The following is a 21,360-nucleotide window of genomic DNA, read 5'->3' as shown; positions in this document are numbered from 1 at the left end:
ACACGCCGCGCCGCAGCATGTGGAAGTCATCCGCTTTCGATCGACTTCGGCGGACGGGATCAGGCCAGTCGCGCCTTGCAGATCAGGGTTGCATCTGCTTAATTTCTCGCGCAGGGCGTTGTGCGGCCCGTCTCGCGTTTGATTGGATCTGAACTCGAGCGCCACGGGGGGCCTTGGCGATGAACCTCAAACAGCTGGCCGCGGCTGCGGCCTGCGTGATGACGCTTGGCGCCTGCACGCATCTGGAAGTCAACAAAGTCACGGATAGCGAGGCTTCAAAGGCCGGCTACGCCTACATGCTCGACTATACTCAGTACGAGCTGGTCCTGACCCGCACGCTTCTCGCTTGCAAGGTGGGCGCGGAGCCTTCCATCAAGATCGAGGCCACGGCGACGCCGAGCCTGGCGCCGGATGGAGAGCATGTCTACGTCATCGATCCGTCGTCCCTGATTTCGGCTTTCAAGACCAGCGACATATCGGTCGATTACAAGGACGGCCGCCTGGTGGGCTTCAACGCCGCCACCGTCGACAAAACCGGCGAGGTGGTCGCTTCGGCGGCGGCGACGGCGGGCAAGATCGCACTCCTGGCGACGGGGACGCCGGTCGGCTTCGTGGACGGCTCAAAGACCATGCAGCTGTGCACCGCGGACGCGATCAAGAAGCTGCAACTCGTCAAGGATGAAACGCCGAAGCTGGCGGAGATGGCGAACGCCCTCCTGGCGACCAGGACCGAGCTCGCCGCGATGACGACGGAATACGCCGTCAAGCCGAACGCGAAGTTGAGAAAGGCCGTCGCCGAGAAGGCCGAGGCGATCAAGAAGGCCCAGGAGGCCGTGGACGATCAGACCAAGAAGGTGTCCGACGCGACGAAGTGGCTGACCGACACCGTCACCATCACCTGGCCCGAAACCAGCAAGGAATTCCACACGGCGCTCATCCAGCCCCTGCGGCCCGCGACCATCGACAAGTGGTTCAACCTCGCGGCGGCCTACAGCTTCCACGCCAACGCAGCGCCGTCCTACGCGAACGACGCGGCAGGTGTGACCCGGCTGCGCAATAGCGGTCCGACCGGAAACGCCGCCAAGGTGAAAATGAGTGAGGAGCAGTTCAAGGCCGCCTACCCGGCCCTGGCCTCGGCGACGTTCGAGCCCCTCAAATGCCATACGGTGCGCTCGGCGGACTGTGACGAGTTCGTGCTGCTCTGGAAGGCGCTCGGCGGCGCCGAACTCGAAGCCAAGGTCCGCAAATCGACCGAAGCTTCGGTCTCCCTGCACCTGGTCCGGCGCGGAACCTATGGCGGGGAGGGCGCGAGCAGCGACACCGGCGGCGCGAAGGACGGCCTGCGGTATCGCGTGCCGGCCGCCGGCGCCTTGGTGATCTGCGAACAGGAAGCCGTCTGCGCCAAGGGCGACAAAACCCTGGTCGCGAGGTTCCCGGGCCCGATCGCTCAGCTGGGCATGATCTTCAACGTGCCGTTCTCGAGCCCGGCCTTCGCCAATGGCAATATCGGCCTGACGCTCGACGACCAGGGGCGGCTGCTGAAGGCCAGCCTGAAGCGCGACAACGCCGCGGCTCTCGGCATGGCCAATGCGGCCGGCTCGGTCGTCGATCAGGTCGTCGCCTACGACAAGGCGCGCGACAGCGCCGAGCTCACCGAGCTGCGGAACCGCAAGGTGCTGGCCGAGGCCAGAAAGGGCGCGACCGACGCGGAGGCGGCGCTGACCAGGACGCCGAAGCAGCTCCTGGAAGAGCAGATCAGTCTGATCGAAACCCAGCAGAAGCTGGCGACGGCCACGGCCGGGCTGTCGATCAGCGAGCAGAAGGACGATCTCAACTCCCGCATCGCGATCGCCAAGCTGGAGGTGGACTTGGCCGAGCAGCGCAAGAAGCTGCTGGAAGATCCCAACGCCGCCCAGGCCGACGTCAAGAAGCGCTACGACGCCGAGGCCGCGGTGACGACGGCCGAAAAGGCGCTGCTGGAGGCGGAACTGGCCCGGCTGAAAGCGCAGCGCGAGCTGGACAAGGCCAAGAGCGGAAGTTGATCGGTGACGTTGGAGATGATCCGTCGTGCCGGGCTCAGCCCCCCGGCCTGGCGGGCCTCTTCCATGCGGCGGTGTAGTCGATGATCCTGTCAGCCTGGACGTCGACGCGCTCTCCCGTGGCGTCGTTGATGAACGAAAGGCGCTGACCGCTCGGAACGTTCGTCACGGGGCAGTCGATCCGTTCCATGGCCGTGCGGTCTTCCTGATCCGTGCTCGAGGCCCAGCCGATCCATCGCTCGCCCACCGCCTTGCCCGACCCGCTGCCGGCCCGGACCAGCTGACGAACCTGGCCATGTACGAGCCTGCGATTGCACACTGTCAGCTTGAGCACTGGCGTCTGGAGCAGGCCGGTGATGGTCACCGGTACGGGCTTGGGGGCGTTGGGTCCGGCTCCGGGGTCTTCGACCGGCAGGTAGGTAATGCGGTCGCGCCAGACCAGAAGCGCCTTTTCGATGTTGAGGCGGCCCATCGACCAGGCGGTCTCTTCCAGATCGAGATCGACGTCCACGGTGGTGAGAAGGCGAAGCTTGATCGCGGGTGGGTCCAGCTGTTCGCGCCAGAGCAGCGCCGCAACCATGGTCACGATCGGCGCCGCGTACGAGGTGCCGTTGCGCCGCACCTGCGTCACCGCCAGGCCGCCATCCTCGGTCCGGCTCGCCGTCCAGGTCGGGATCTTGCACCCCGGCGCCAGCAGGTCGACGCGCCCGGCGCCCTTGCGGCTCGATTTGAGCAGCTTCTTGTGGTTGTCGTGCGCGCCGACGCTGATGATCAGGCCCGGCTTGGCGTTGGCCGGATCGCCGCCGAGGCCCCCCGGCCAGGTGAAGACGCCTTCCGAAAAGTCCTGGGGCTCGTCCTTGACGTTGCCCGCTGCGGTGATCAGCAGGGGCTGCTCCTGCAACCCGCTCTTGAAGCGCTTGTATGGGGCGGGGGCGCGGACGCTCGCGTTGATGATCGGGATGGGCGTGTTCTTCGCCGACACCGCATGCGCATAGGCTTCAGCGAGCGCGCCGGGCGCCAGATAGGGCGGATAGACCTGCTGCGCCAGGCTGGCGAAGACCAGGCGCGGAAACGGGTATCGCCCCTCGCTGTTGTCGATGCGCGATCCGCCGAGGATCGTCGCGGCGACCTCCAGGCCATGGGCCGCGGAAGCAAGACCTTCGGGAGGGTGGGCTCCCGGCTGACGGTGCGCGGCGTTCACGCCGACCTGATCGGCGGGGCCGCCTCCGGGGCCAGGCATCGCGCCCAGATAGCGCTTGGGGATCGCCGGGGTGCCGTCGAGCGCCAGGTCGTCGATCCCGGTGTCGGCGATCATGACAAGCGGAGGATCGAGCACGGCCGCGGCGCGCTGGGTCCGGTTGGCTTCCAGCGCCCGATCCAGCATCGCTATCGAGAACGGCCAGTCTTCGTCCTTCTCGGCGCCCTCGCACTCGTCCGGCTCGATCGCAGCGTCATCGTCGAGGCGTGCGGGCTCCACCACGTCCGCCGACAGAACGCCCGCGGGCTTGGTCGTGCGCGCCGCGTCGACCAAGGCCTTGGCCTTATCCGCATCCAGGCCTTTGCGGATCAGGATCGTTGCAGACCTGCGGCCGGTATCCAGGCGCAGATGCTGGAGGCCCGGCTTGAGATCGTAGGGGTCGATGTCGCGATTGAGGCTGACAAACCGCCGGGCGTTTTCCGTACGGACCATGCCGATATTGCTCGCGGCCAGGACCAGCGGATTGGCGCTGGGCGACAGGCCCGAGATGCTCGCGAACGCCACGCCCGGAACCTCCTGGGGGCGGGCCGCGTAGCCGGCGTGAAGGCCTTTCTGGTCGAGCGGCATGCCGTTGCGACTGAAGATCGACCCGATCTGGTCTCCCGCCGCGACCGGATAGGAGATGATGATCGGCGTCAGGCAGGCGGGCAGATAGAGCTCCGCGCCGTCGAGAGGACCGTCCAGCAGTTCGCCGGTCAGTTCGGGGTGTTCGCCGCGGTTCTCCTTCATCAGGGCCGCCAGATAGACCGGATCGACCGTGCCGCATCGCGCCTCGATCAGGCCGCGGAGGCTCTGTCCGGCCCCCATGGTCACGGGTTCGGGCTGGCCGACCTCCGCGACCGCCGCGATCATCGCCGGCGCATAGCCCTGCTCGATGGTGATCTCTATGCCGACGGGCGCCGATGGCGGACCGGCGTCGGGTATCGGAGCGGCCTGGAGAAGCAGGCTAGCTGCGACAATGGGAGGGATCTTCATCCAGGCCACAGATACCGACCTTCAGTTTGGCGGAAATGCCCTTGTCGGAATCCTTCTCCGACCAGGTCTTGATCCAGTCGCGGACCTCGTCGGCCGTGATCGATGCGAAGACGGATCCGCTGGCGCCGTCCTCGCGCGAAGCCACGCCGACGATGCGGCGGCCGTCCTTGGACGGTGCGTAGACGGCTCCGCCGCTATCGCCCGCGCAGACCGACGCCGATCCGGTCGTCGTGAAGAACGGCTGCAGGGGAGTCGGCGGGGTCTGGACGTTGGCGTTTCCCGAATAGAGAAAGCCTCCCGCGCGGTTCTGGGTCGTGCAGCCAAAGCCCAGAAGCACGAGGCCGGCTCTGGTCGGAGGGCGCTGAGGGTCGGTTTCCAGACTCTCATACCGCGCGTTGTCGGGCAGGGGGATCTTCTGGACCGAAATGCAGAGCGCCACGTCGTAGGGGCTCCCGGACCCTCCCCACCACTGGTGGCGTGTGCAGGTCACGGTGGCGCTGTTCTTGACGAGCTTTCCCGAACTTTTGTCGGCGACGCAGTGCGCGGCCGTCATGATGACGTGGGGGCCGATGGCGCTGGCCGTGCAGGGCTTTTGGTTGAGGCCGACAAAGATGAAGGTCGCCGGCCAGTCGGCTTCGCTCGCCGAATTGCCGCCTTCGATCTGCGGGGCCAGGACCGCGTCGCCCGGCGCGAACATCATGAAGGCCGGCCCCGCCGCCGGCGGCGTTTGAGCGCTTGATGGCGCGGTCGAAAGCATCAGCCCGGCCACGAGACCGGCCCCGACGCCGCGCATGATGAGGGCCCTTGGCGCGCGCCTTGTGTGATGTGCCGTCACTGCGGGCCCCCCCGACGATCAGGGATATTCTCGCCAAGCGGGCGTTTTCGCAAGATGCGCCTGAAAGTATACGCGAACGGGAAGGCGCGTTGTTCGATCCGATGACGAAGCCGCGCGACCAGGGCCGCCCGGATCGAACCGCCGGGTCGGCACGGCGAGCACGCTGCACAGTTCCTTTGCGGCCATCCCTCCCTCTCTGAACTCAATGACTTGCGGCGGTTCTCCGCCCGCTACCGTGCTCGCGCCTGCGCTAGCAGTAGTGCTCGTCGTAGAAGCGTCGGAACCGGACGTTCGGCAGGAGCCTGGCCCGCACCGCGCGTCCCCAGGGCAGCAGGAAGCGCTGCTGCTGCTGGGTCCAGCGGACCAGCTGGTGGCTCACGGGCGAACGCTCGCGCAGGCCGGCCAGGGCCTGGTCGGCATGGGCGTCGGCCGGGGGCGCGAACAGCATCGGAACGCCGACGAGCACCAGGGCGGCGGCGAGGCCCAGGATCAGGCGGCGGGGGTAGGACAGCGCCGGCCCCAGGGCCAGCGAGGCCAGGTACATCAGGCATCTGCAGCTGTGCACGACCAGCCCCAGGGCCGACAGCGTCAGGGCCATGATCGGGACGCTGGCGGAAATGGCCGCCATGTATCCGATGCACCGGTGATCGCCGGAGGTGAACGAAGCGGCTGGATCCTCCAGCGCCCGGGTCAGGGTCTGCGACCGGGCCTGCACGAAGGCGCGGTGGCCGGTGACGGTCCATTTCTTCAGCGAGATCTTGTCGCGATGCGGAATGGCCTTGGTGTTCAGGCCCTCGAACGCCTCGCGCAGGCGTTTGTCGAAGACCGCCTGGACCGGCCTGCTGTTGAAGGCCTTGTTCGGGTTCAGCCCGGGCGAGAGCGCTACGCCGAGCTCGTCGCGGCTGCGTCGCGACCAGCGTTCCCAGGCCTCGCGATCCAGATTGCCCTTCACGGTGGCCTGGAAGGTCTCCATGTCGTCGACCGCCCAGTCATCCGGCAGCAGGCGGGCGCGCTTGCCGAACTTCTCCTGCAGCTCGGTGTTGACGGCGCGGCGGTACTGCTCGGTGCGGCTGATCTCGGGATGGAAGCCGACCTTGTCGACGAAGCGGTTCCATTGCCGGCCGCTTTCGCTGCGGCTGTCGCGGACGGCCGCGCGGTAGGTCTCCGACGCCGACGCGTAGGTCTCGACGAACCGGGCCTTGGCGTCGGCGCGGAACCGGCTGTAGGTCTCCAGGGTGTCTTCGGGCCGCAGCTTGGCCTCGGTGTTGGCCGTGACGATCGCCCCGATGTCGGCGTCCGTGGTCGCGGGGGCTGCCGGCGACATCGCCAGGAAGGTCCGGCCGGCCGGCTTTCGCAGGTAATCGGGGTCGAGCGGCGCCGTGCCCGCCTGCGCCTGGCGCTTGAGGGCGCTGGCCGCCTGGTCCTGGATGACGAGGGCGCGGCGTTGCTCGTCGTTCGTCTGGTGGGCGCTCCAGCGCACGACGGCGTCCTGCGCGACATAGCTCAGCGGAAGCGCGACGAAGGCCAGGACCAGCCAGCGCCGGGCCCGATCCGTCCGTCCCGCGCCGAGCGCCGAGGCCGAGAAGCTGACCAGCAGCAGCGCCAGGGCGAAGCTCGCCAGCAGCCGGCCCCACTGCTCGACGCCGAAGATCGTCTCGATCGGCACGTTGGTCGACAGCACGTCCACCAGCTTGGAATTGAACGACAGCTCGACGAGCACGTAGGGCGCGGTCAGGCACAGCATGGCCGCGGCCAGGATGCGCGGCATGCCGGCGTCGGCGCGGCTGTCGTTCCCAGGTCCTGGATGATCCACGGCCCGTTTCCCCCGTTACGGCCCGCACGCGCCCCCGACGCTCACTCTGCCGGAAGGCGCGCTGGCGTCATCAGCATTGACGCCCTCAGGTTGAAGTCAAGCTTGCCGTTCGCCGACGGCGCGGTCGCCCGGCCATGCCGGTGTCGCCGATCGGGCAGGCGCTGACCCAGGTCACGCAATGACCGTCCGTAAACCCTGGGATGCAAGAAGGGTGTTGCGCTCCACCGGTTGCGGGGTGATCCTCGGGCAACATCGCGGTCCCGGGGGGGATTATGTGGATCATCGCGCCAGCGGCCTTCGGAGCCGCGTCTTCCGCCATCAGCTCGACCTTGATCGGCCCGCCGGCGTGGCTGGCGCTGTTCGCCCTGCTGGGCGTCACGCTGGGCAAGATGCTGAAGTGGGGGCTGTCTCAACCGGACACGACCTGCGAGCACCAGGAAAGCGGCGAATGCGACGCCTGCTGGGAAAGCCGCCAGTGGTGAGCTGAGGCGCCGAGCCTGGGCCCGTTCCACCGGGCGGTCGGCCTGTCGCACGGACGCTACGACCGGAACCGGCAGCCCGACCGCCGGCTCGGCGGCGACGGCTTCCAGCCTTGAGGCCGCCCAACCTGCCATAACCGCGAAATCCCGTATTGTAGGATTAATCGCGTTCGCTATGGTAGCGCTCACAAGAACACGGACGGCGACGGCTCAGGCCCAAGGATCGTCCGGAGCGCAGCGGGGGAAACCAGATGCTCCTTGATCGGATGAAGCCTGTCCTTGGACGTGCGTGCGGCGGCGCGGGCCTGGCCCTGCTGCTGGCCATGAGCGCGCCGGCGTTGCAGGCGCGGGCGGCCGAGGCGGCCCAGCCCTACGCCTGGGCCAGCGTGCCCTACGGCGCGGGCGGCTATGTCGACGGCTTCGTCTATCACCCGCGCGAGAAGGGCCTGCTCTACGCCCGCACGGATGTCGGCGGGGCCTATCGCTACGACTACGCGGGCAAGCGCTGGATCCCGCTGCTGGACCACCTGCCGCGCGAGGACGCCGACCTGATGGGCGTGCTGAGCCTGGCGGTCGATCCGAGCGATCCCAACAAGCTCTACGCCGTCTGCGGGCTCTATCTGCAGGACTGGGCCCGAAAGGGGGCCGTGCTGCGCTCCGACGACCGCGGCGCCACCTGGAAGAAGACCGAGCTGCCGATCCGGGTGGGCGGCAACGCCGACGGCCGCGGCGCGGGCGAGCGGCTGATGGTCGATCCCAGCGATCCGAAGACCATCTGGTTCGGCTCCAACCAGGACGGGCTGTGGCGCAGCACGGACAGCGGTGTCAGCTTCGCCAAGGTCGCCGCCTCGCCGGCGCGCTCCATCAACCTGGTGATCTTCGAGCCGAAGACCGGCGACCTCTATGTGGGCGGGGCCGACGGCAAGGGCGGGCTGTTCGTCAGCCATGACCACGGCGCCTCGTTCCAGCCGGCGGCCGGCGCCCCGGCCCAGCTGCCGCAGCGGGCGGTGTTCGCTCCCGACGGGACGCTCTACGTCGCCTTCGCCGAGGGGGACGGCGGCGCCTTCGCGGTCAATCCCAGCCACGCCAAGGGCGGCAGCGTGCAGAAGCGCGACCCGGCCTCGGGCAAGTGGCGCGACATCTCCCCGCTGAAGGGCGAGGCCCGCCAGGGCGGCTTCTCGGGCGTCGACGTCGGGCCGGACGGCGCGCTGGTGGTCTCGACCCTCGACCGGTGGTGGCCCAACGACGACATCTTCGTCTCGCGCGACGGCGGGGCCAAATGGAGCGCGCTCAGCCGCCAGGCCGGCTTCTCGGCCAGGGCCTATCCGTGGCTGGCCGAGACCAATCCCGAGCGCAAGATGGGCGGCTGGATCTCGGCCCTGCGGGTCAATCCGTTCAACGCCGACGAGCTTATCTACGGCCACGGCGGCGGCCTGTGGATGAGCCGCAACTTCACCGCCGCCGGCGGCGACGCCCCGGTGGCGCTGGACGCCCGGATCGACAACCTGGAAGAGGGCGCGGTCACCCAGCTGGTCTCGCCGACCGGCGGGGCGACCCTGCTGGCGGCCATGGGCGACACCGCAGGGGCGGCCTGGGACGACGTCACCCGTCCGCCGGCCAACGGCCTGTTCCGCCCCAACACCGAGAGCAACTGGAGCGTCGACTACGCCGGCCAGAAGCCCGGCTACATCGTCCGCACCGCCAACGGCAAGGCCAACGCCTTCTACTCCACCAGCGGCGGCGCCGACTGGCGGCCGATGCCGGCGCAGCCCTACAAGCCTCCGGGCGAGGGCCAGCCCTGGCGTGGGCCGGGCGCCATCGCGGTGTCGGCCAAGGGCTCGGCCCTGCTGTGGGCGCCGGAAAAGGACGCCGGCTACGCCTCGCTCGACGGCGGCAAGACCTGGACCGCCTCGGCCGGCTGGCCCGCCGGCGGCGACCAGACCCTGGTTCCGGTCGCCGACAAGGTGGTCGAGCGGGTGTTCTACGTGCACGACCGGGCCGGCGGCCGCGTGCTGGTCAGCGTCGACGGCGGCCTGACCTTCACCCCGATCGCCTCGGGCCTGCCGGCGGCCCAGCACTGGGACCGCGCCCAGCTGGCCGTCGTGCCGACGCGGATGCGCGACCTGTGGATCGCCCTGCCGTCGGGCCTGCTGCACTCGCGCGACGTCGGCGCCCCGTTCAAGCCGGCCCGCAAGGTCGATGCGGCCTGGTCGGTGAGCTTCGGCGCGCCCAGGGAGAAGGACGGCTACCCCGCGGTCTATCTCTACGGCAAGGTCGAGGGGCGCGGCGGCCTGTGGCGCTCGGACGACGAGGGCGCGTCCTGGACGCGGATCAACGACGACGCCCACCAGTTCGGCGACATCCAGGGCGTGGCCGGCGATCTGCTGGAGTACGGCGTCGTCTACATCGCCCCGCACGGACGCGGCGTGCTGGTCGGCCGTCCGCCAAAGGCCCCGTAAGGCTCAGCCCAGCTCGTTCAGCCAGCCGGCCCAGCGCCGGCGGGCGAGGTCGGGGTCGTTGCGGGGCTTGTCGCCGACCGCCTCGCGATAGGCCCCGAGGTCGGCGCCGTAGGCCTCGGCGAACAGCCGCTCCATCTGGGCGACCCCGGCGAAGCCCAGGCGCTCGGCCAGTTCGGCCTCGCCCGGGGCGGCGTGGCCCTCGGCGTCGAGGATGGCCCGCAGGGTGTCCAGGCGGATCGCCTGGATGAACCGCGCGACCCCGCCCTGCTTCTCGAACAGGCGATAGAGCGAAGAGCGCGAGAGGCCGGCGCCGGCGCTGATGGCCTCGACCGACAGGGTCTTGTCCGACAGCCGGGGCAGCACGAAGCGGCGCACGCTTTCGCGGCGGGCCAGGTCGCGGCGCTGGTCCTCGCGGCCGGCGCGGGCCGCGTCGCCGCCGACCGACGACAGGATGTCGATGAAGGCGCGGCCCAGGGCCGGCAGGGCCGCCGCCGCCAGGGCGTCGCCGCGCCGGGCAAGCGAGGCCATGAAGTCGGCCAGGACCAGGTTGTCGGGCGGGGCCAGGATCTGGCCGTGCAGCCGCCCGGCCGAGCCGAGGGCCGCCTCGACGACGTCGCGGGCGATGCTGGCGGTCAGGATGACGGCGTCGCGGTGGTCGGTGCGCATCGGCCGGCGGGTGTCGAGCAGCACGCCCTCGCCCGGCAGCAGGGTTCGGGGCGGGCCGGGCGCGTCCAGCCGCACCTCGCCCTCGACCACGTGGGTGAGCACGAAATGGTCGAAGCCGTCGCCCGAGATCCGCTCGCGCCGCGCATGGACCACGCCCGACAGCCGCCGCTCGAACAGCAGGATCTTGTCCAGCCGCCAGGCGCGCACCCGGGCGAAGAACGGTCCTTCGCCGCGGCTCACGTCCGACCCGCGCGAATAGAGCGTGGCGTAGAGCGCGAAGGCTTCGTCGGCGGAGTGGTCGTCGCTCGAGAAGTGGAAGCTGTCGGTCACGGAAGCTGACATCTAGGGGCGCGCGGCCTCGCTGATTTCTTGCGCCAGCCGCCGCCAGGGTCCCGCGCCTAGGAACGCGGCGAGCACGGCCAGCGATCCCGCCGTCGTCATCACCACGGCCAGGGCCTTGGCCAGGCCGTGCGGGCCGGCGAACCAGCTGTCGCTCACCAGGCCGGTCAGCAGCGGGCCGAAACCCAGACCCGCCACCGTCACGAAGGCCAGGTAGAGGCCGTTCATGGCCGGCCGCAGGTGCGGCGGGCTCAGCGGCTGCAGGCCGGCCAGGGCCGCCAGGGCCGCCCCGCCGCCGCCGGCCGTGATCAGGAAGAGCGCCGCGGCCGCCGTCGTCGGCGAGCCGGCGCGGGACAGCAGCAGGGCGCCGAGCACGGCCGCCAGGACGCCGCCTGCGATGACCGCCGTCGGGCCCCCGCCGGCTCGTCGACGAAGGTCGAGCAGCCAGCCGCCGCCCAGGTGTCCGCTCGGGGCGGCGACCAGCACGACGAGGCCGGCGAGCAGGGCGCTGGCGGCCGGGTCCAGCCCGCAGGCGCGGTTGACGATCGACGGCGCCCAGGCCGCGGCCGCCTGCACCAGCAGGATCACCGCGCCCGCCGCCAGGAAGTGCGGGGCGAGGCCGGCGGGCCGTGCGGCCAGATGCGCCACGGCCCGGTCCAGCCCCAGGCCGCCGGCCGCGCCCTCGTCGCGGCCGCGCAGGCGCCAGGCCATCAGCGCGACCAGCACGAGGTTGGGCAGGGTCAGCAGCACGATGGCGGCGCGCCACGGCGCGTGGCCCCAGGGCGCGGGGCTGAAGGCCTGGAGGACGCCGGTCGAGAACGCGCCCAGGGCCAGGCCGCCGGCCAGCAGGGCGCCGCTGCGGCCCATGGACGAGCCCGAGGTGAACACCGACACCCAGCGCGACAGCCGGGCGGGCGGGGCGGCGGCGACGATCACCGCCAGGGCGGTCGGGGCGTACACCGCCTGGGCCAGGCCCAGCACGAGGCGCGAGGCGAAGAGGGCGCCATAGCTCTGGGCGAAGGCCATGGCCGCCGTCGCCAGGGTCCACAGGGCGGCGGAGGCGGCCAGCAGCAGCCCGCGCGGCAGGCGATGCCCGCGATGGCCGGCGGCCAGGGTGGCGACCGTGTAGAGCGCCACGAAGGCCGGACCCTGCAAGGCGCCCAGCTGGGTGTCGGTGAGATGGAAGTCGGCCTTGAGCACCGGCGCGTAGACGCTGGGCACGGCGCGATCGACGAAGGCCATGAAGTGGCCGGCCGCCAGCAGCAGGACGATGGGAAGACCGACGGACGGACTGTCGTCCGGACTCGACCGCATACGCTCAAGCATAAGCTTCAAGAAACTGGAGAGGGCGCACAATTTCCCCCCGTGCGAGGATCGTAGTTAACGCAACGCCTCGCGCTGTCCAGCCCTTCACGGCGCCTCCCGTTGCGGAATGTTCCAGCTTTGGAACGCGACAGTCCGGCCGGGCGAATGCTAGCCGTCGCGCCGAGCGTCTTCGCCCCCAGGAGCGGCGGGGACGGTTTCTCCCGCGTCCTCGCCGGGGTGGTCGATCCCTCGATCCCCGTCCGAGGCCGCCGGGGGCGGTTTTCGGCGTCGCCGCGCACTCCACAGCGTCGGCGGCGCCGGGGCGGCCCATGCACATGCCCGTCGCGCTTGGATCGAAGCGCCGGCGGCGACAGACTTCGCCGCTTCCTCCAGGCGGTGAAGAGGAGAGGGTGGCCGGCTGCAGGGTCGTGGGGGCGATCCGCGGTCCGGTCCGTGACCAGCGTCGCTCGTTCCGCGGCGCTGGTCGCCTCCCGCTGATCAAACAACGCTCATCGGGCGACGTTCTCCGAATAAACGCCAGGGTTGATCTGGACGCTGTCCGCAAACGCGGCGATCATCCTTCCACGGCGCAAAGACCAGCGTCGGCCGACGACGTCCGCGTTCCCGATCTTTCCGAGCGGTTCTGTCGAGATTTCGACGAAACTCGCTCACTGTGGCGCCTGTGCCACAGCCGAATTGCGAGGTTGCGCGTTTGTCGTCGTGGAAGCCGCCCGGTGGGGGCGTCCAGGCTCATTTTAAGAGGGTTCTCATCATGAAATTCGGGTTGCTGGCTGGCGTCGCAACTGTCGCGCTCTGCGCGGCTTCCGGCGCCTCCGCCCAAGGCGCGTTGAGCGGATGGTATGTGGCCGGCGACGTCGGTTACCACTCGACCGAGGGCGTTGAAGCAAGTTCGTCGGTGGACGCCTCCGACGGCCGTCCCTACGACTGGACCTTCTCGACCGACGAAGACTGGGCGGGTTTCGCTCGCCTCGGCTATCGCATCTCGCCGAACTGGCGCGTCGAAGGCGAGTACGGCTACCGCGGCGGCGACATCAAGGGCGTCCGCTCGGAAGACTCCTCGCGTCCGCAGCCGCTGGGTCTCTGCACCGCCGGTCCGATCCGCACGACGGCCAATCCGACCTGCGGCGCGCCGAACGGCGAGCTGAAGGCCACCACCCTGATGGCCAACGTCATCTATGACTTCATGCCGGACTCGTCCTGGCGTCCGTTCGTCGGCGTCGGTGTCGGTACGGCCTGGGTTCACAACAAGGTCTACGGCCAACTGAGCGGCGTGCCGACCGGCGCGGCGCCCTACCAGAACGCCAGCATCGACGACGTCGACCAGGCGTTCGCCTATCAGGGCCTGCTGGGCCTGGCCTGGGACCTGACCCCGAACTGGTCGATCGACCTGACGGGCCGTTATCTGACGGCCAAGAACGTCACCTGGGGCACGATCACCCACAACGTCGGCGCAGCCGGTCCGGCTCCGACGCCGCTCGGCTACTTCGAAGGCGACTACAAGGACAGCTCGATCACCCTGGGTGTGCGCTACACCTTCGGCTCGCCGCCGCCCCCGCCGCCTCCGCCCCCGCCGCCGCCGCCTCCCCCGCCGCCCCCGCCCGAGCCCCCGGCTCCGCCGCCCCCGCCGCCGCCTCCGCCGGCCTACGAGGCCCGCGAGTTCGTGGTCTACTTCCCGTTCGATCAGTACGTGCTGACGCCGGAAGCCCAGGCCGTGGTTCAGCAAGCGGCTGACTACGCCAAGGGCGGCAACGCGACCAAGATCACGGTCGTGGGCCACACCGACACCTCGGGCTCGCCGAAGTACAACGTCCGCCTGTCGGAACGTCGTGCGAAGGCCGTGGCCGATGGTCTGGTCGGCGCCGGCGTGCCCGCCACGACCCTGGCGGTCGACTGGAAGGGTGAAAGCGCCCCGGCCGTCGCCACCGGCGACGGCGTGAAGGAACCGCTGAACCGCCGTTCGACCATCTCGATCAACTTCTAAGATCGAGACCGGACGGAGGCTTCACGCTTCCCGACGAAATGCGAAGGCCCCGGAGTAAACTCCGGGGCCTTTTGCTTTTTTGATCCTCCCCCGCGTGCGGGGGAGGGGAACCGCGAAGCGGTGGAGGGGGCGAGACCGGGCTCAGCGCTCTGTCACTCGCCCCCTCCGTCACGGCGCTGATAGCGCCGCGCCACCTCCCCCGCTGCGCGAGGGAGGAGCATGGCTTCGATGGGAGAGGGCTATCGGCCGGGGTCCACCAGCGCCGCCAGCGCGCGCGGCAGCGGCGACGGCGCGCCCAGCGCCAGCGCCACCACATGCTCGGCCAGCAGCGGGGCGAGGGTGAAGCCGCGTCCGCCCAGGCCGCCCAGCACGAACAGGCCGTCCGGCGCGCCGGGAACGGCGCCGGCCAGGGGCAGGTGGTCGGCCGTGGTGGCGCGCACGGCGGCGCGGCCGTCCAGCGGCGTGGCGGCCAGGCGGGCGGCCAGTTCCGGCCGGCCCTTGGCCAGGGCGGCCCGGTTGCGAGTATGGTCGGCCTCGCGCAGGTCGGACGCCGTCTCGCCGCGGTCGTGGGTGGCCCCGAACAGCACGCCGCCGTCGCGGGTGGGAACGGCGTAGCCGCCGAAGGCGGCGGGCGCGATCGTCGCCTCGACGGCGGCGGTCCAGCTGGTCTGGCCGCGCACCGGGCGGATCGGCGCGCCGGGCCATAGGCGGGCCAGATCGGCGCCGCCGGCCAGCACGACGGCGTCGGCGGTCGCCAGGACCGCGCCGTCGGCGTCCAGCAGGCGCCAGCCGTCGTCGCCGGGCTCGATCCGGGCGACCTCGGCGGCGATCGCTTCGCCGCGCCAGGCGGCGATCACGGCGGCGGGCTCGATCACCCGAGCGAGGTTCATGGAGAGGGCGCCGCTCGCCGCCTCGCCCAGGCCGGCGCTCGCGGCCCCGGCGTCCAGAACGGACATCTCGCCGGGGGCGAACAGGTCCTGGCCGGCGACGGCGGCGAAGCGGTCGGGGTCCTTGGGACCGGTCGCCAGCCGCAGCACGCCGCGCGCCAGGATCGCGTCGGGCAGGGCCTCGTAGAGGGCGGCGGCGCGGGCCAGGGCCTGGGCCGGCAGGGCCGCGCGCGGGCCGCCGCCGGCGTCGAGCGCCGGGGTGACCAGGGCGGCGGGATTGCCCGAGGCCGGGTCGCGGCCGGCGTCGATCACGGTCACGGCCAGGCCCTCGGCCCGGGCGGCGCGCGCCAGGCCGGCCGCCGCGATGCCGCCGCCGACGATCGCCAGGCTCTTCGGCGCGAACGGCGCGGGGCGCTCGCCGGGGAAGGTCGCCTCCAGCCGTTCGTTCTTGCGGCCAAAGCCGGGGCGCTTCTTCCAGGAGAAGCCGGCGGCGGCCAGGCCGCGGCGCACGGCCCCGGCCACGGTGAAGGTCGCGGCCCGCGCGCCGGGAGCGGTGCGGGCGGCGACGGCGGCGAGAATCTCCTCGCGCCACATGGCCGGGTTGAGGGCCGGCGAGAAGCCGTCGAGGAACCAGGCGTCGGCCGCGCCGCTCCAGGCCTCAAGGGCCTCCGCCACGTCCATGACGGCCAGGTCCAGCACGGCGTCGAAGCCGGGCAGGTCGATGCGGTGGAAGCCGCGCGCGGGGCTGGGCCAATGGTCGAGCAGCACCTGGGCCGCCTCGCCCAGTTCCGGCCAGACCGCCAGGGCCCGGGCGGCCTCGTCGCGGGTGATCGGGTGGGCCTCGATCGAGAAGATGTGCAGGCGGGCTTCCGCCGGCTTCTCGCGTCGCCACAGGTCCAGCAGGGCGGCGATGTTCAATCCCGTGCCGAAGCCCAGCTCGCCGACCACGAAGCGCTCGCGCCCGGCCCAGGCGTCCGGCAGGCCGCAGCCTTCCAGGAACACCGCCCGGGTCTCGGCCAGGCCGTCGGTGCTGGAGAAATAGACGTCGCCGTAGAGCCGCGACTGCGGCAGGCCGTCCTCGCGCCAGATCAGGGGGGAGCCGGGGGTGTCTGAAGAGTCGGAAGTCATGGCGCCATCATAGAAGAAGGGCCGCCCTCGCGGACGGCCCTTCGGATCTTTCGGAAGAAGCGGACGAAAGGCTCAGTGGCCTTCGGTCTTGTGCTCTTCCTTGGCGGGCTCGGCGGCAGCCGGGGCGGGCGCGCCCTCGGCGGCCGAGACGGCGTCCGGTTCGGCGGCGGCGTCGGCGGCGGCCTTGTTGGCGTCGGCGGTGGCCTGGTCGGCGGCTTCACCGGCGTCGGCGGCCGTCACGTCGCTGGCGCCGGCGGCGGCGGCCGCGGCGGCCTTCTCGTCGACGGCGGGAGCCTCGTCCTTCTTGCCGCCGCAGGCGGCCAGCGACAGGGCGGTCATGGCCGCGCCGGCGATGAGGATCTTGCGGAGGACTTGAGTGGTCATAGGGGCATCCCTTGCGACGTCTAAAATGGAAACGCCCGGCGTGGGAGCCGGGCGCCATGGTGGCAAGGAACCGCTTTTCACGCCCCGTTGCAAGCCAAAGATCACGGGCGCGTGATCTGACCGTGCACGGAGGGATGTAGGGGCCTCAGCCCTCGTTGGGGATCTGCGACAGGGCCTCTTCCAGCTCGACGAAGCTGGGCTGGCAGACGCTGGGCACGTTGCCGCGGCCGATCTCGACGCTGATCTGGGCGGCGTTGCCGTGCAGGTGGGCGACGAGCACCGCCTGGATGATCTTGTAGAAGGCGCCGTCCTCGTTGACGACGGCCTGCAGGCGGGCGGCCATCGGGCCGACCAGGCCATAGGCCATGAACACGCCGAGGAAGGTGCCGACCAGGGCGCCGCCGATCATGCCGCCGAGCACGGCGGGCGGCTCGGTGATCGAGCCCATGGTCTTGATGACGCCCAGCACGGCGGCGACGATGCCCAGGGCGGGCAGGGCGTCGGCCATCGACTGCAGGGCGTGGGCGGGCTCGAGCGCCTCGTGGTGGTGCTTCTCGAGCTGCTTTTCCATCGCGTCCTCGACCTGGTGGGGGTCCTCCAGGTTCATGGTCATCATCCGCAGGGTGTCGCAGATGAAGTCGACGGCGAAGTGGTCCTTGGAGATCTTCGGGTAGCGCGAGAAGATCGAGCTGTCGTGCGGCTTTTCGATGTGGCTTTCCAGGGCGATGACGCCCTTGGACTTCATCGTCTTGGTCAGCAGGAACAGCAGGGCCAGCAGGTCGCGGTAGTCGCCGGCCTTCCACTTGGGGCCGGCGAAGATCTTGCCGAAGCCGCCGGCGGTGGCCTTGATGACGGTCATCGAGTTCGAAATCAGGAACGCGGCGACGCCCGCGCCCAGGATGGCCATCAGTTCGTGCGGCGCGGCGTGAAGGATCACGTCCATCTTGCCGCCGCCCATCAGGTAGCTGCCGAACACGAGGCCGAAGAGCAGCACGATGCCGATGATCTGGAACATGACGTCAGGAGGCCCCGAAGAATTCAGCCGGCATCATGGCTGTTAATGATTAATCCAAGGTATCGGCGGTTTGCAGGTCCGTGCGGCGACGGGGCGCAGGCCGCCGTCACGCCGCGCGCGCGGGCTTGCGGGCCTGGGCCGCGCCGCCGACCCGGAAGCGGCCGATCAGGTGGGCCAGGGTGGCGGCCTCGGTCTTGAGGCTGTGGCTGGCGGCGGTGGACTGCTCGACCATGGCGGCGTTCTGCTGGACGGTCTGGTCCATCAGGTTGATGGCGCCGTTGACTTCCGACAGGCCGGCCGACTGTTCGGCGGCCGAGGCGGCGATCTCGCCGACCAGCCCGTCGATCTCGCCCACCTTGTCGGCGATGGCCTGCAGGGCCTGGCCGGTCTCGCCGACCATCGACACGCCCTGCTCGACCTCGCGGGCGGCGGTGGCGATCAGCACCTTGATCTCGCGGGCCGCCTCGGCGCTGCGCTGGGCCAGGGCCCGCACCTCCATGGCGACGACGGCGAAGCCCTTGCCGCTGTCGCCGGCCCGGGCGGCCTCGACCCCGGCGTTGAGGGCCAGAAGGTTGGTCTGGAAGGCGATCTCGTCGATCACCCCGACGATGCGGCCGATCTCGCGCGAGGAGGCCTCGATGCGGGTCATGGCCCCAACGGCGTCGCCGACCACGACGCGCGAGCGCTGGGCGTCGCTGCGGGCCGCCCCGACCACGATGGCCGCGCTCTTGGCGCCGGCCGAGCTGCGGCGGACGGTGGCGGTGATCTCGTCGAGGGCGGCGGCGGTCTCCTCCAGGCTGGCGGCCTGGCGTTCGCTGCGGCGGGACAGGTCGTCGGCGGCCGAGGCGATCTCGTCGCTGCCGGCCTCGATGCCGCCGGCAGAGCGGACGATGACCTTCAGGGCGTCTTCCATCTGGGCGATGGCGGCGTTGAAGTCGGCGCGCAGGCGCTCGTATTCGGCGGGGAAGGCGATGTCGACGCGGCGGGTCAGGTCGCCCTGCGCCAGGGCGCGCAGGCCGCTGGCCAGACTGTCGACCACGGCCTCCAGCTGCACGCGGGCGGCCTCGCGCTCGGCCTCGGCGGTCTGGCGCGCGGCTTCGGCGGCCTGGCGCTCGATCTCGACCTGGCGCTCGACGGCGATCTTCTCGATGGCGGCGTCCTTGAAGCGCAGCACGGCCTTGGCCATGGCGCCGATCTCGTCGCGGCGGTCGACCTCGGGCACCTGGACGCCGTTGTCGCCGCCGGCCAGGCGGGTCATGACGCCCGTCAGGGCGGTCACCGGCCGGCCCAGCACGCGGGTCAGCAGCCAGGCGAGGGCGAGCGAGGCGAGAAGACCGAGGATCCCGCCCACCACGATGCCGAGGAAGGCGCGCCCGAAGGCCCGCTCGCGGCTGGCCGAGCGCACCGCCTCATCGCGATGCTCCTGGGCCTCGACCTCGGCCAGCACCTTGCGCAGGTCGGCCAGGCGATCGCCGGCGCTGGTCTGGGTCGCGGCCTGGGCGCGGCCCTCGGGCGTGGCGGCCATCGCGATCAGGGCCTGGGCCTCGGCCTTGTACTGCTTGCGGGCGTCCGAGAGCTTGGCGGCGGCGGTCGCGTAGTCGCCGGCGGCGTCGGCGTTGCGCAGGGCGTCGAGGTCGGCCTCCAGGGCCTTCTCGGCGGCGTCGAAGCGGCGGATGTGCTCGCTGGCGCCCGAGGCGACATAGCCGAGGATGGCGTTCTGCTGCTCCAGGGCGGCGGCCTGCATGCGGGCGCTGGCCATGGTCAGGGCCATGGAGTCGTCGGTCATCTCGGTCGCCTTGCGCAGCGACCACAGGTCGAAGGCGACCACGGCGCTGGCCGCGCCGCAGATCGTGATCATGGCCGCGAAGGCCAGCAGCAGTTTGTGGGGGACGGAGATGTGACGCAGCATGGCCCCACTACGCGCCCGCGCCATGAGCGGACCCTTAATCCGGACCGTCCCAGGGTTGCGACATAGCGTCCTTGGGGCGTCCCGGTGTCGCCCGGCGCTTCCACGGGCTTCCCCTGACGACGAACGCACTCTAACGTTTGTTCGATGTCTGCCGCCGCTCAAGATCAACAGGTCAACCGGCGGGCCTTCGCCATCCTTTTCGGGGTGTCGGCGGCCACGGCGCTGGGCAATACGGGCATGCTGTCCGTGCTCCCCGCCATCGGCCGGCAGATCGGCATTCCCGACGCCATGGTGGCGGCGATCTTCTCGCTGTCGGCCCTGCTGTGGGCGCTGTCCTCGCCGTTCTGGGCCAAGCGTTCGGACGTGCGGGGGCGCAAGCCCCTGATCCTGCTGGGGCTGGGCGGCTTCTGCGTGTCGATGACCCTGTGCGCCTTCGTGGTCAGCGCCGGGCTGCACCACCTTTTCCCGCCGATGCTGGTCTTCGTGCTGTTCCTGCTGGCGCGGGCGCTGTTTGGCCTGTTCGGCTCGGCCGCCAATCCGGCTACCCAGGCCTATCTGGCCGAGCGCACCAAGCGCGAGGAGCGCACCCAGGCCATGGCCACCCTGGCCGGGGCGTTCGGCCTGGGGACGGTGGTCGGGCCGCTGCTGGCCCCGCTGTTCGTGCTGCCTGTGGTGGGCCTGGCCGGGCCGATGTTCGCCTTCGCCGGGCTTGCCGCGGTGATGATGTGGATCGTCCACCGAGGCCTGGAGGAGACCGGGCGGCCGGCCAGCGCCGGCGAAGTCCAGCCGCGGGCGCGCCTGGCCTTCCCGTCGCTGCGGCGGGGCGACAGCCTGTGGCGCGACCCGCGCCTCATGCCGTTCCTGATCTTCGGCTTCCTGGTGGCCACCTGCCAGACGGCCCAGACCCAGACCCTGGGTTTCCTGATCATCGACAAGCTGGGCGTCGCCCCGGTCAAGGCCCAGGGCTTCATCACCCTGGCCATGGCGGCCGGGGCGGTGGCGGGGCTGCTGGCCCAGTGGGGCCTGATCCGGATGTTCGCCATGGGCCCGCGCGAGCTGATGCGCTGGGGCGTGGCGGTGGCGGCCCTGGGCAACGTGGTCGTGGCCTTCGCGCCGGACTATGCGGCCGTGGCCATCGGCTATGCGGTGTCGTCGCTGGGCTACGGTTTCGCGCGGCCCGGGTTCACGGCCGGGGCGTCGCTGTCGGTCGAGGCCAAGGACCAGGCCGGGGCGGCCGGCGCCATCGCCGCCATCAACGGCCTCAACGTGGTGGTCGCGCCGCTGTTCGTGCTGCTCTACGAGGCCGTGCGCTGGGCCCCGTTCGTGCTCAACGCCCTGATCCTGGCGGCGATGCTGGCCTACGCCCTGCGCCAGGCCGTGCTGCGCAAGGTCAGCGACGAGGAGACGCCCGGCGAGGCGACACTGGCCGGCTTGGAGCGCGGCGACGAGGGCGGGGTGTAGGCAATCTGTGCTAAACTGCCTTGCTCAGGAGCCCAGTATGTTCGGAGTCACGTTATCCAGGTCGGAAGGTTCGCAGATCGTCTTGCTGCCGGAAGAGGTCGCCTTTCCTGAAGGCGTGCGCTCGGTTGTCGTCGTGCGTGACGGCGCCAAGCGCATCGTCATGCCCTCCGATATGTCCTGGGACGACTTCTTCGACGAGCCTGGAATCGATCTTGGCGAGCGGGAACAGCCGCAGCTTGACTGAGCTGGAGCGACGCCGCGGCGCCGTCCCGAAGCTCCAATTTCCCGTCATTCCCGCCCTTGTGGCGGGAACCCCTGGTTCCGCTTCCATGTGAAGCGCAAGCGGCGTGCTTGGCACGCCGCCTCAACTGCCCTTGCGGCTGACGGAGGGTTTCCCGCCACAAGG

At 70.7% G+C, this 21,360-nt stretch carries 15 protein-coding genes; 6 read left to right on the top strand and 9 right to left on the bottom strand.

Going from position 1 to position 21,360, the window contains the following annotated elements; genetic code table 11:
- Positions 1-179 precede the first annotated feature (179 nt).
- The gene (locus AC07N1_RS08735) at positions 180-2,042 is read left to right on the top strand and encodes a hypothetical protein (protein ID WP_494671439.1); all 1,863 of its coding nucleotides are present in this window, start codon (positions 180-182) and stop codon (positions 2,040-2,042) included.
- Positions 2,043-2,076: 34 nt separating this feature from the next.
- Here the strand turns inward: AC07N1_RS08735 and AC07N1_RS08730 are convergent, their stop codons facing one another.
- The 3 genes from AC07N1_RS08730 to AC07N1_RS08720 form a co-directional block, all read right to left on the bottom strand.
- Positions 2,077-4,272: a S8 family serine peptidase gene (locus AC07N1_RS08730; RefSeq protein WP_494671547.1), complete on the bottom strand. Its 2,196-nt coding sequence runs from the start codon at positions 4,270-4,272 to the stop codon at positions 2,077-2,079.
- The gene (locus AC07N1_RS08725; RefSeq protein ID WP_494671438.1) at positions 4,244-5,065 is read right to left on the bottom strand and encodes a trypsin-like serine protease; all 822 of its coding nucleotides are present in this window, start codon (positions 5,063-5,065) and stop codon (positions 4,244-4,246) included. The genes AC07N1_RS08730 and AC07N1_RS08725 overlap by 29 nt, the downstream gene beginning before the upstream one ends.
- A gap of 292 nt (positions 5,066-5,357) precedes the next feature.
- Positions 5,358-6,920, bottom strand: coding sequence for a hypothetical protein (locus AC07N1_RS08720; RefSeq protein ID WP_494671437.1), 1,563 nt, complete (start codon positions 6,918-6,920; stop codon positions 5,358-5,360).
- A 272-nt stretch (positions 6,921-7,192) separates the two neighbouring features.
- Between AC07N1_RS08720 and AC07N1_RS08715 the strand changes: the two genes are divergently transcribed.
- Both AC07N1_RS08715 and AC07N1_RS08710 read left to right on the top strand, forming a co-directional pair.
- Entirely contained in the window at positions 7,193-7,402 is a 210-nt protein-coding gene (locus AC07N1_RS08715) for a hypothetical protein (protein WP_494671436.1), read from the top strand.
- A gap of 248 nt (positions 7,403-7,650) precedes the next feature.
- The gene (locus tag AC07N1_RS08710) at positions 7,651-9,858 is read left to right on the top strand and encodes a WD40/YVTN/BNR-like repeat-containing protein (protein ID WP_494671435.1); all 2,208 of its coding nucleotides are present in this window, start codon (positions 7,651-7,653) and stop codon (positions 9,856-9,858) included.
- A gap of 3 nt (positions 9,859-9,861) precedes the next feature.
- Here the strand turns inward: AC07N1_RS08710 and AC07N1_RS08705 are convergent, their stop codons facing one another.
- Both AC07N1_RS08705 and AC07N1_RS08700 read right to left on the bottom strand, forming a co-directional pair.
- The gene (locus AC07N1_RS08705; RefSeq protein ID WP_494671434.1) at positions 9,862-10,866 is read right to left on the bottom strand and encodes a helix-turn-helix transcriptional regulator; all 1,005 of its coding nucleotides are present in this window, start codon (positions 10,864-10,866) and stop codon (positions 9,862-9,864) included.
- Positions 10,867-12,177, bottom strand: coding sequence for an MFS transporter (locus tag AC07N1_RS08700; RefSeq protein ID WP_494671433.1), 1,311 nt, complete (start codon positions 12,175-12,177; stop codon positions 10,867-10,869).
- A gap of 763 nt (positions 12,178-12,940) precedes the next feature.
- On the opposite strand from AC07N1_RS08700, the gene AC07N1_RS08695 reads away from it, so the two are divergent.
- Positions 12,941-14,170: an OmpA family protein gene (locus AC07N1_RS08695; RefSeq protein WP_494671432.1), complete on the top strand. Its 1,230-nt coding sequence runs from the start codon at positions 12,941-12,943 to the stop codon at positions 14,168-14,170.
- Between the two features lie 239 nt (positions 14,171-14,409).
- Here AC07N1_RS08695 and mnmC2 read toward each other — a convergent pair whose 3' ends face one another.
- The 4 genes from mnmC2 to AC07N1_RS08675 form a co-directional block, all read right to left on the bottom strand.
- Positions 14,410-16,185, bottom strand: a complete 1,776-nt coding sequence (gene mnmC2 / locus AC07N1_RS08690; protein WP_494671431.1) for a tRNA (5-methylaminomethyl-2-thiouridine)(34)-methyltransferase MnmC2 — start codon at positions 16,183-16,185, stop codon at positions 14,410-14,412.
- A 72-nt stretch (positions 16,186-16,257) separates the two neighbouring features.
- A complete protein-coding gene (locus AC07N1_RS08685) occupies positions 16,258-16,569 on the bottom strand; it encodes a hypothetical protein (RefSeq protein WP_494671430.1) in 312 nt (103 codons plus the stop codon).
- Positions 16,570-16,714: 145 nt separating this feature from the next.
- The gene (gene motA / locus AC07N1_RS08680) at positions 16,715-17,584 is read right to left on the bottom strand and encodes a flagellar motor stator protein MotA (protein ID WP_494671429.1); all 870 of its coding nucleotides are present in this window, start codon (positions 17,582-17,584) and stop codon (positions 16,715-16,717) included.
- Between the two features lie 106 nt (positions 17,585-17,690).
- A complete protein-coding gene (locus tag AC07N1_RS08675) occupies positions 17,691-19,493 on the bottom strand; it encodes a methyl-accepting chemotaxis protein (RefSeq protein ID WP_494671428.1) in 1,803 nt (600 codons plus the stop codon).
- Positions 19,494-19,637: 144 nt separating this feature from the next.
- Between AC07N1_RS08675 and AC07N1_RS08670 the strand changes: the two genes are divergently transcribed.
- Positions 19,638-20,954, top strand: coding sequence for an MFS transporter (locus AC07N1_RS08670; protein ID WP_494671427.1), 1,317 nt, complete (start codon positions 19,638-19,640; stop codon positions 20,952-20,954).
- Positions 20,955-20,991: 37 nt separating this feature from the next.
- Positions 20,992-21,198: an AbrB/MazE/SpoVT family DNA-binding domain-containing protein gene (locus AC07N1_RS08665; RefSeq protein ID WP_494671426.1), complete on the top strand. Its 207-nt coding sequence runs from the start codon at positions 20,992-20,994 to the stop codon at positions 21,196-21,198.
- Positions 21,199-21,360 lie beyond the last annotated feature (162 nt).

It is taken from the genome of Caulobacter sp. GW821-FHT09B11 (assembly GCF_059418205.1).
Note: the sequence above shows the minus strand (reverse complement) of the source record. Positions and strands in the feature narration are given on the sequence as shown.

Bases quoted from the DNA above. Each gene is read 5' to 3' on its own strand.
- AC07N1_RS08735 (WP_494671439.1), top strand. From the start codon at position 180: ATGAACCTCAAACAGCTGGCCGCGGCTGCGGCCTGCGTGATGACGCTT.
- AC07N1_RS08730 (WP_494671547.1), bottom strand. From the start codon at position 4,272: ATGAAGATCCCTCCCATTGTCGCAGCTAGCCTGCTTCTCCAGGCCGCT.
- AC07N1_RS08725 (WP_494671438.1), bottom strand. From the start codon at position 5,065: ATGCGCGGCGTCGGGGCCGGTCTCGTGGCCGGGCTGATGCTTTCGACC.
- AC07N1_RS08715 (WP_494671436.1), top strand. From the start codon at position 7,193: ATGTGGATCATCGCGCCAGCGGCCTTCGGAGCCGCGTCTTCCGCCATC.
- AC07N1_RS08710 (WP_494671435.1), top strand. From the start codon at position 7,651: ATGCTCCTTGATCGGATGAAGCCTGTCCTTGGACGTGCGTGCGGCGGC.
- AC07N1_RS08705 (WP_494671434.1), bottom strand. From the start codon at position 10,866: ATGTCAGCTTCCGTGACCGACAGCTTCCACTTCTCGAGCGACGACCAC.
- AC07N1_RS08700 (WP_494671433.1), bottom strand. From the start codon at position 12,177: ATGCGGTCGAGTCCGGACGACAGTCCGTCCGTCGGTCTTCCCATCGTC.
- AC07N1_RS08695 (WP_494671432.1), top strand. From the start codon at position 12,941: ATGAAATTCGGGTTGCTGGCTGGCGTCGCAACTGTCGCGCTCTGCGCG.
- mnmC2 (WP_494671431.1), bottom strand. From the start codon at position 16,185: ATGACTTCCGACTCTTCAGACACCCCCGGCTCCCCCCTGATCTGGCGC.
- AC07N1_RS08685 (WP_494671430.1), bottom strand. From the start codon at position 16,569: ATGACCACTCAAGTCCTCCGCAAGATCCTCATCGCCGGCGCGGCCATG.
- motA (WP_494671429.1), bottom strand. From the start codon at position 17,584: ATGTTCCAGATCATCGGCATCGTGCTGCTCTTCGGCCTCGTGTTCGGC.
- AC07N1_RS08675 (WP_494671428.1), bottom strand. From the start codon at position 19,493: ATGCTGCGTCACATCTCCGTCCCCCACAAACTGCTGCTGGCCTTCGCG.
- AC07N1_RS08670 (WP_494671427.1), top strand. From the start codon at position 19,638: ATGTCTGCCGCCGCTCAAGATCAACAGGTCAACCGGCGGGCCTTCGCC.
- AC07N1_RS08665 (WP_494671426.1), top strand. From the start codon at position 20,992: ATGTTCGGAGTCACGTTATCCAGGTCGGAAGGTTCGCAGATCGTCTTG.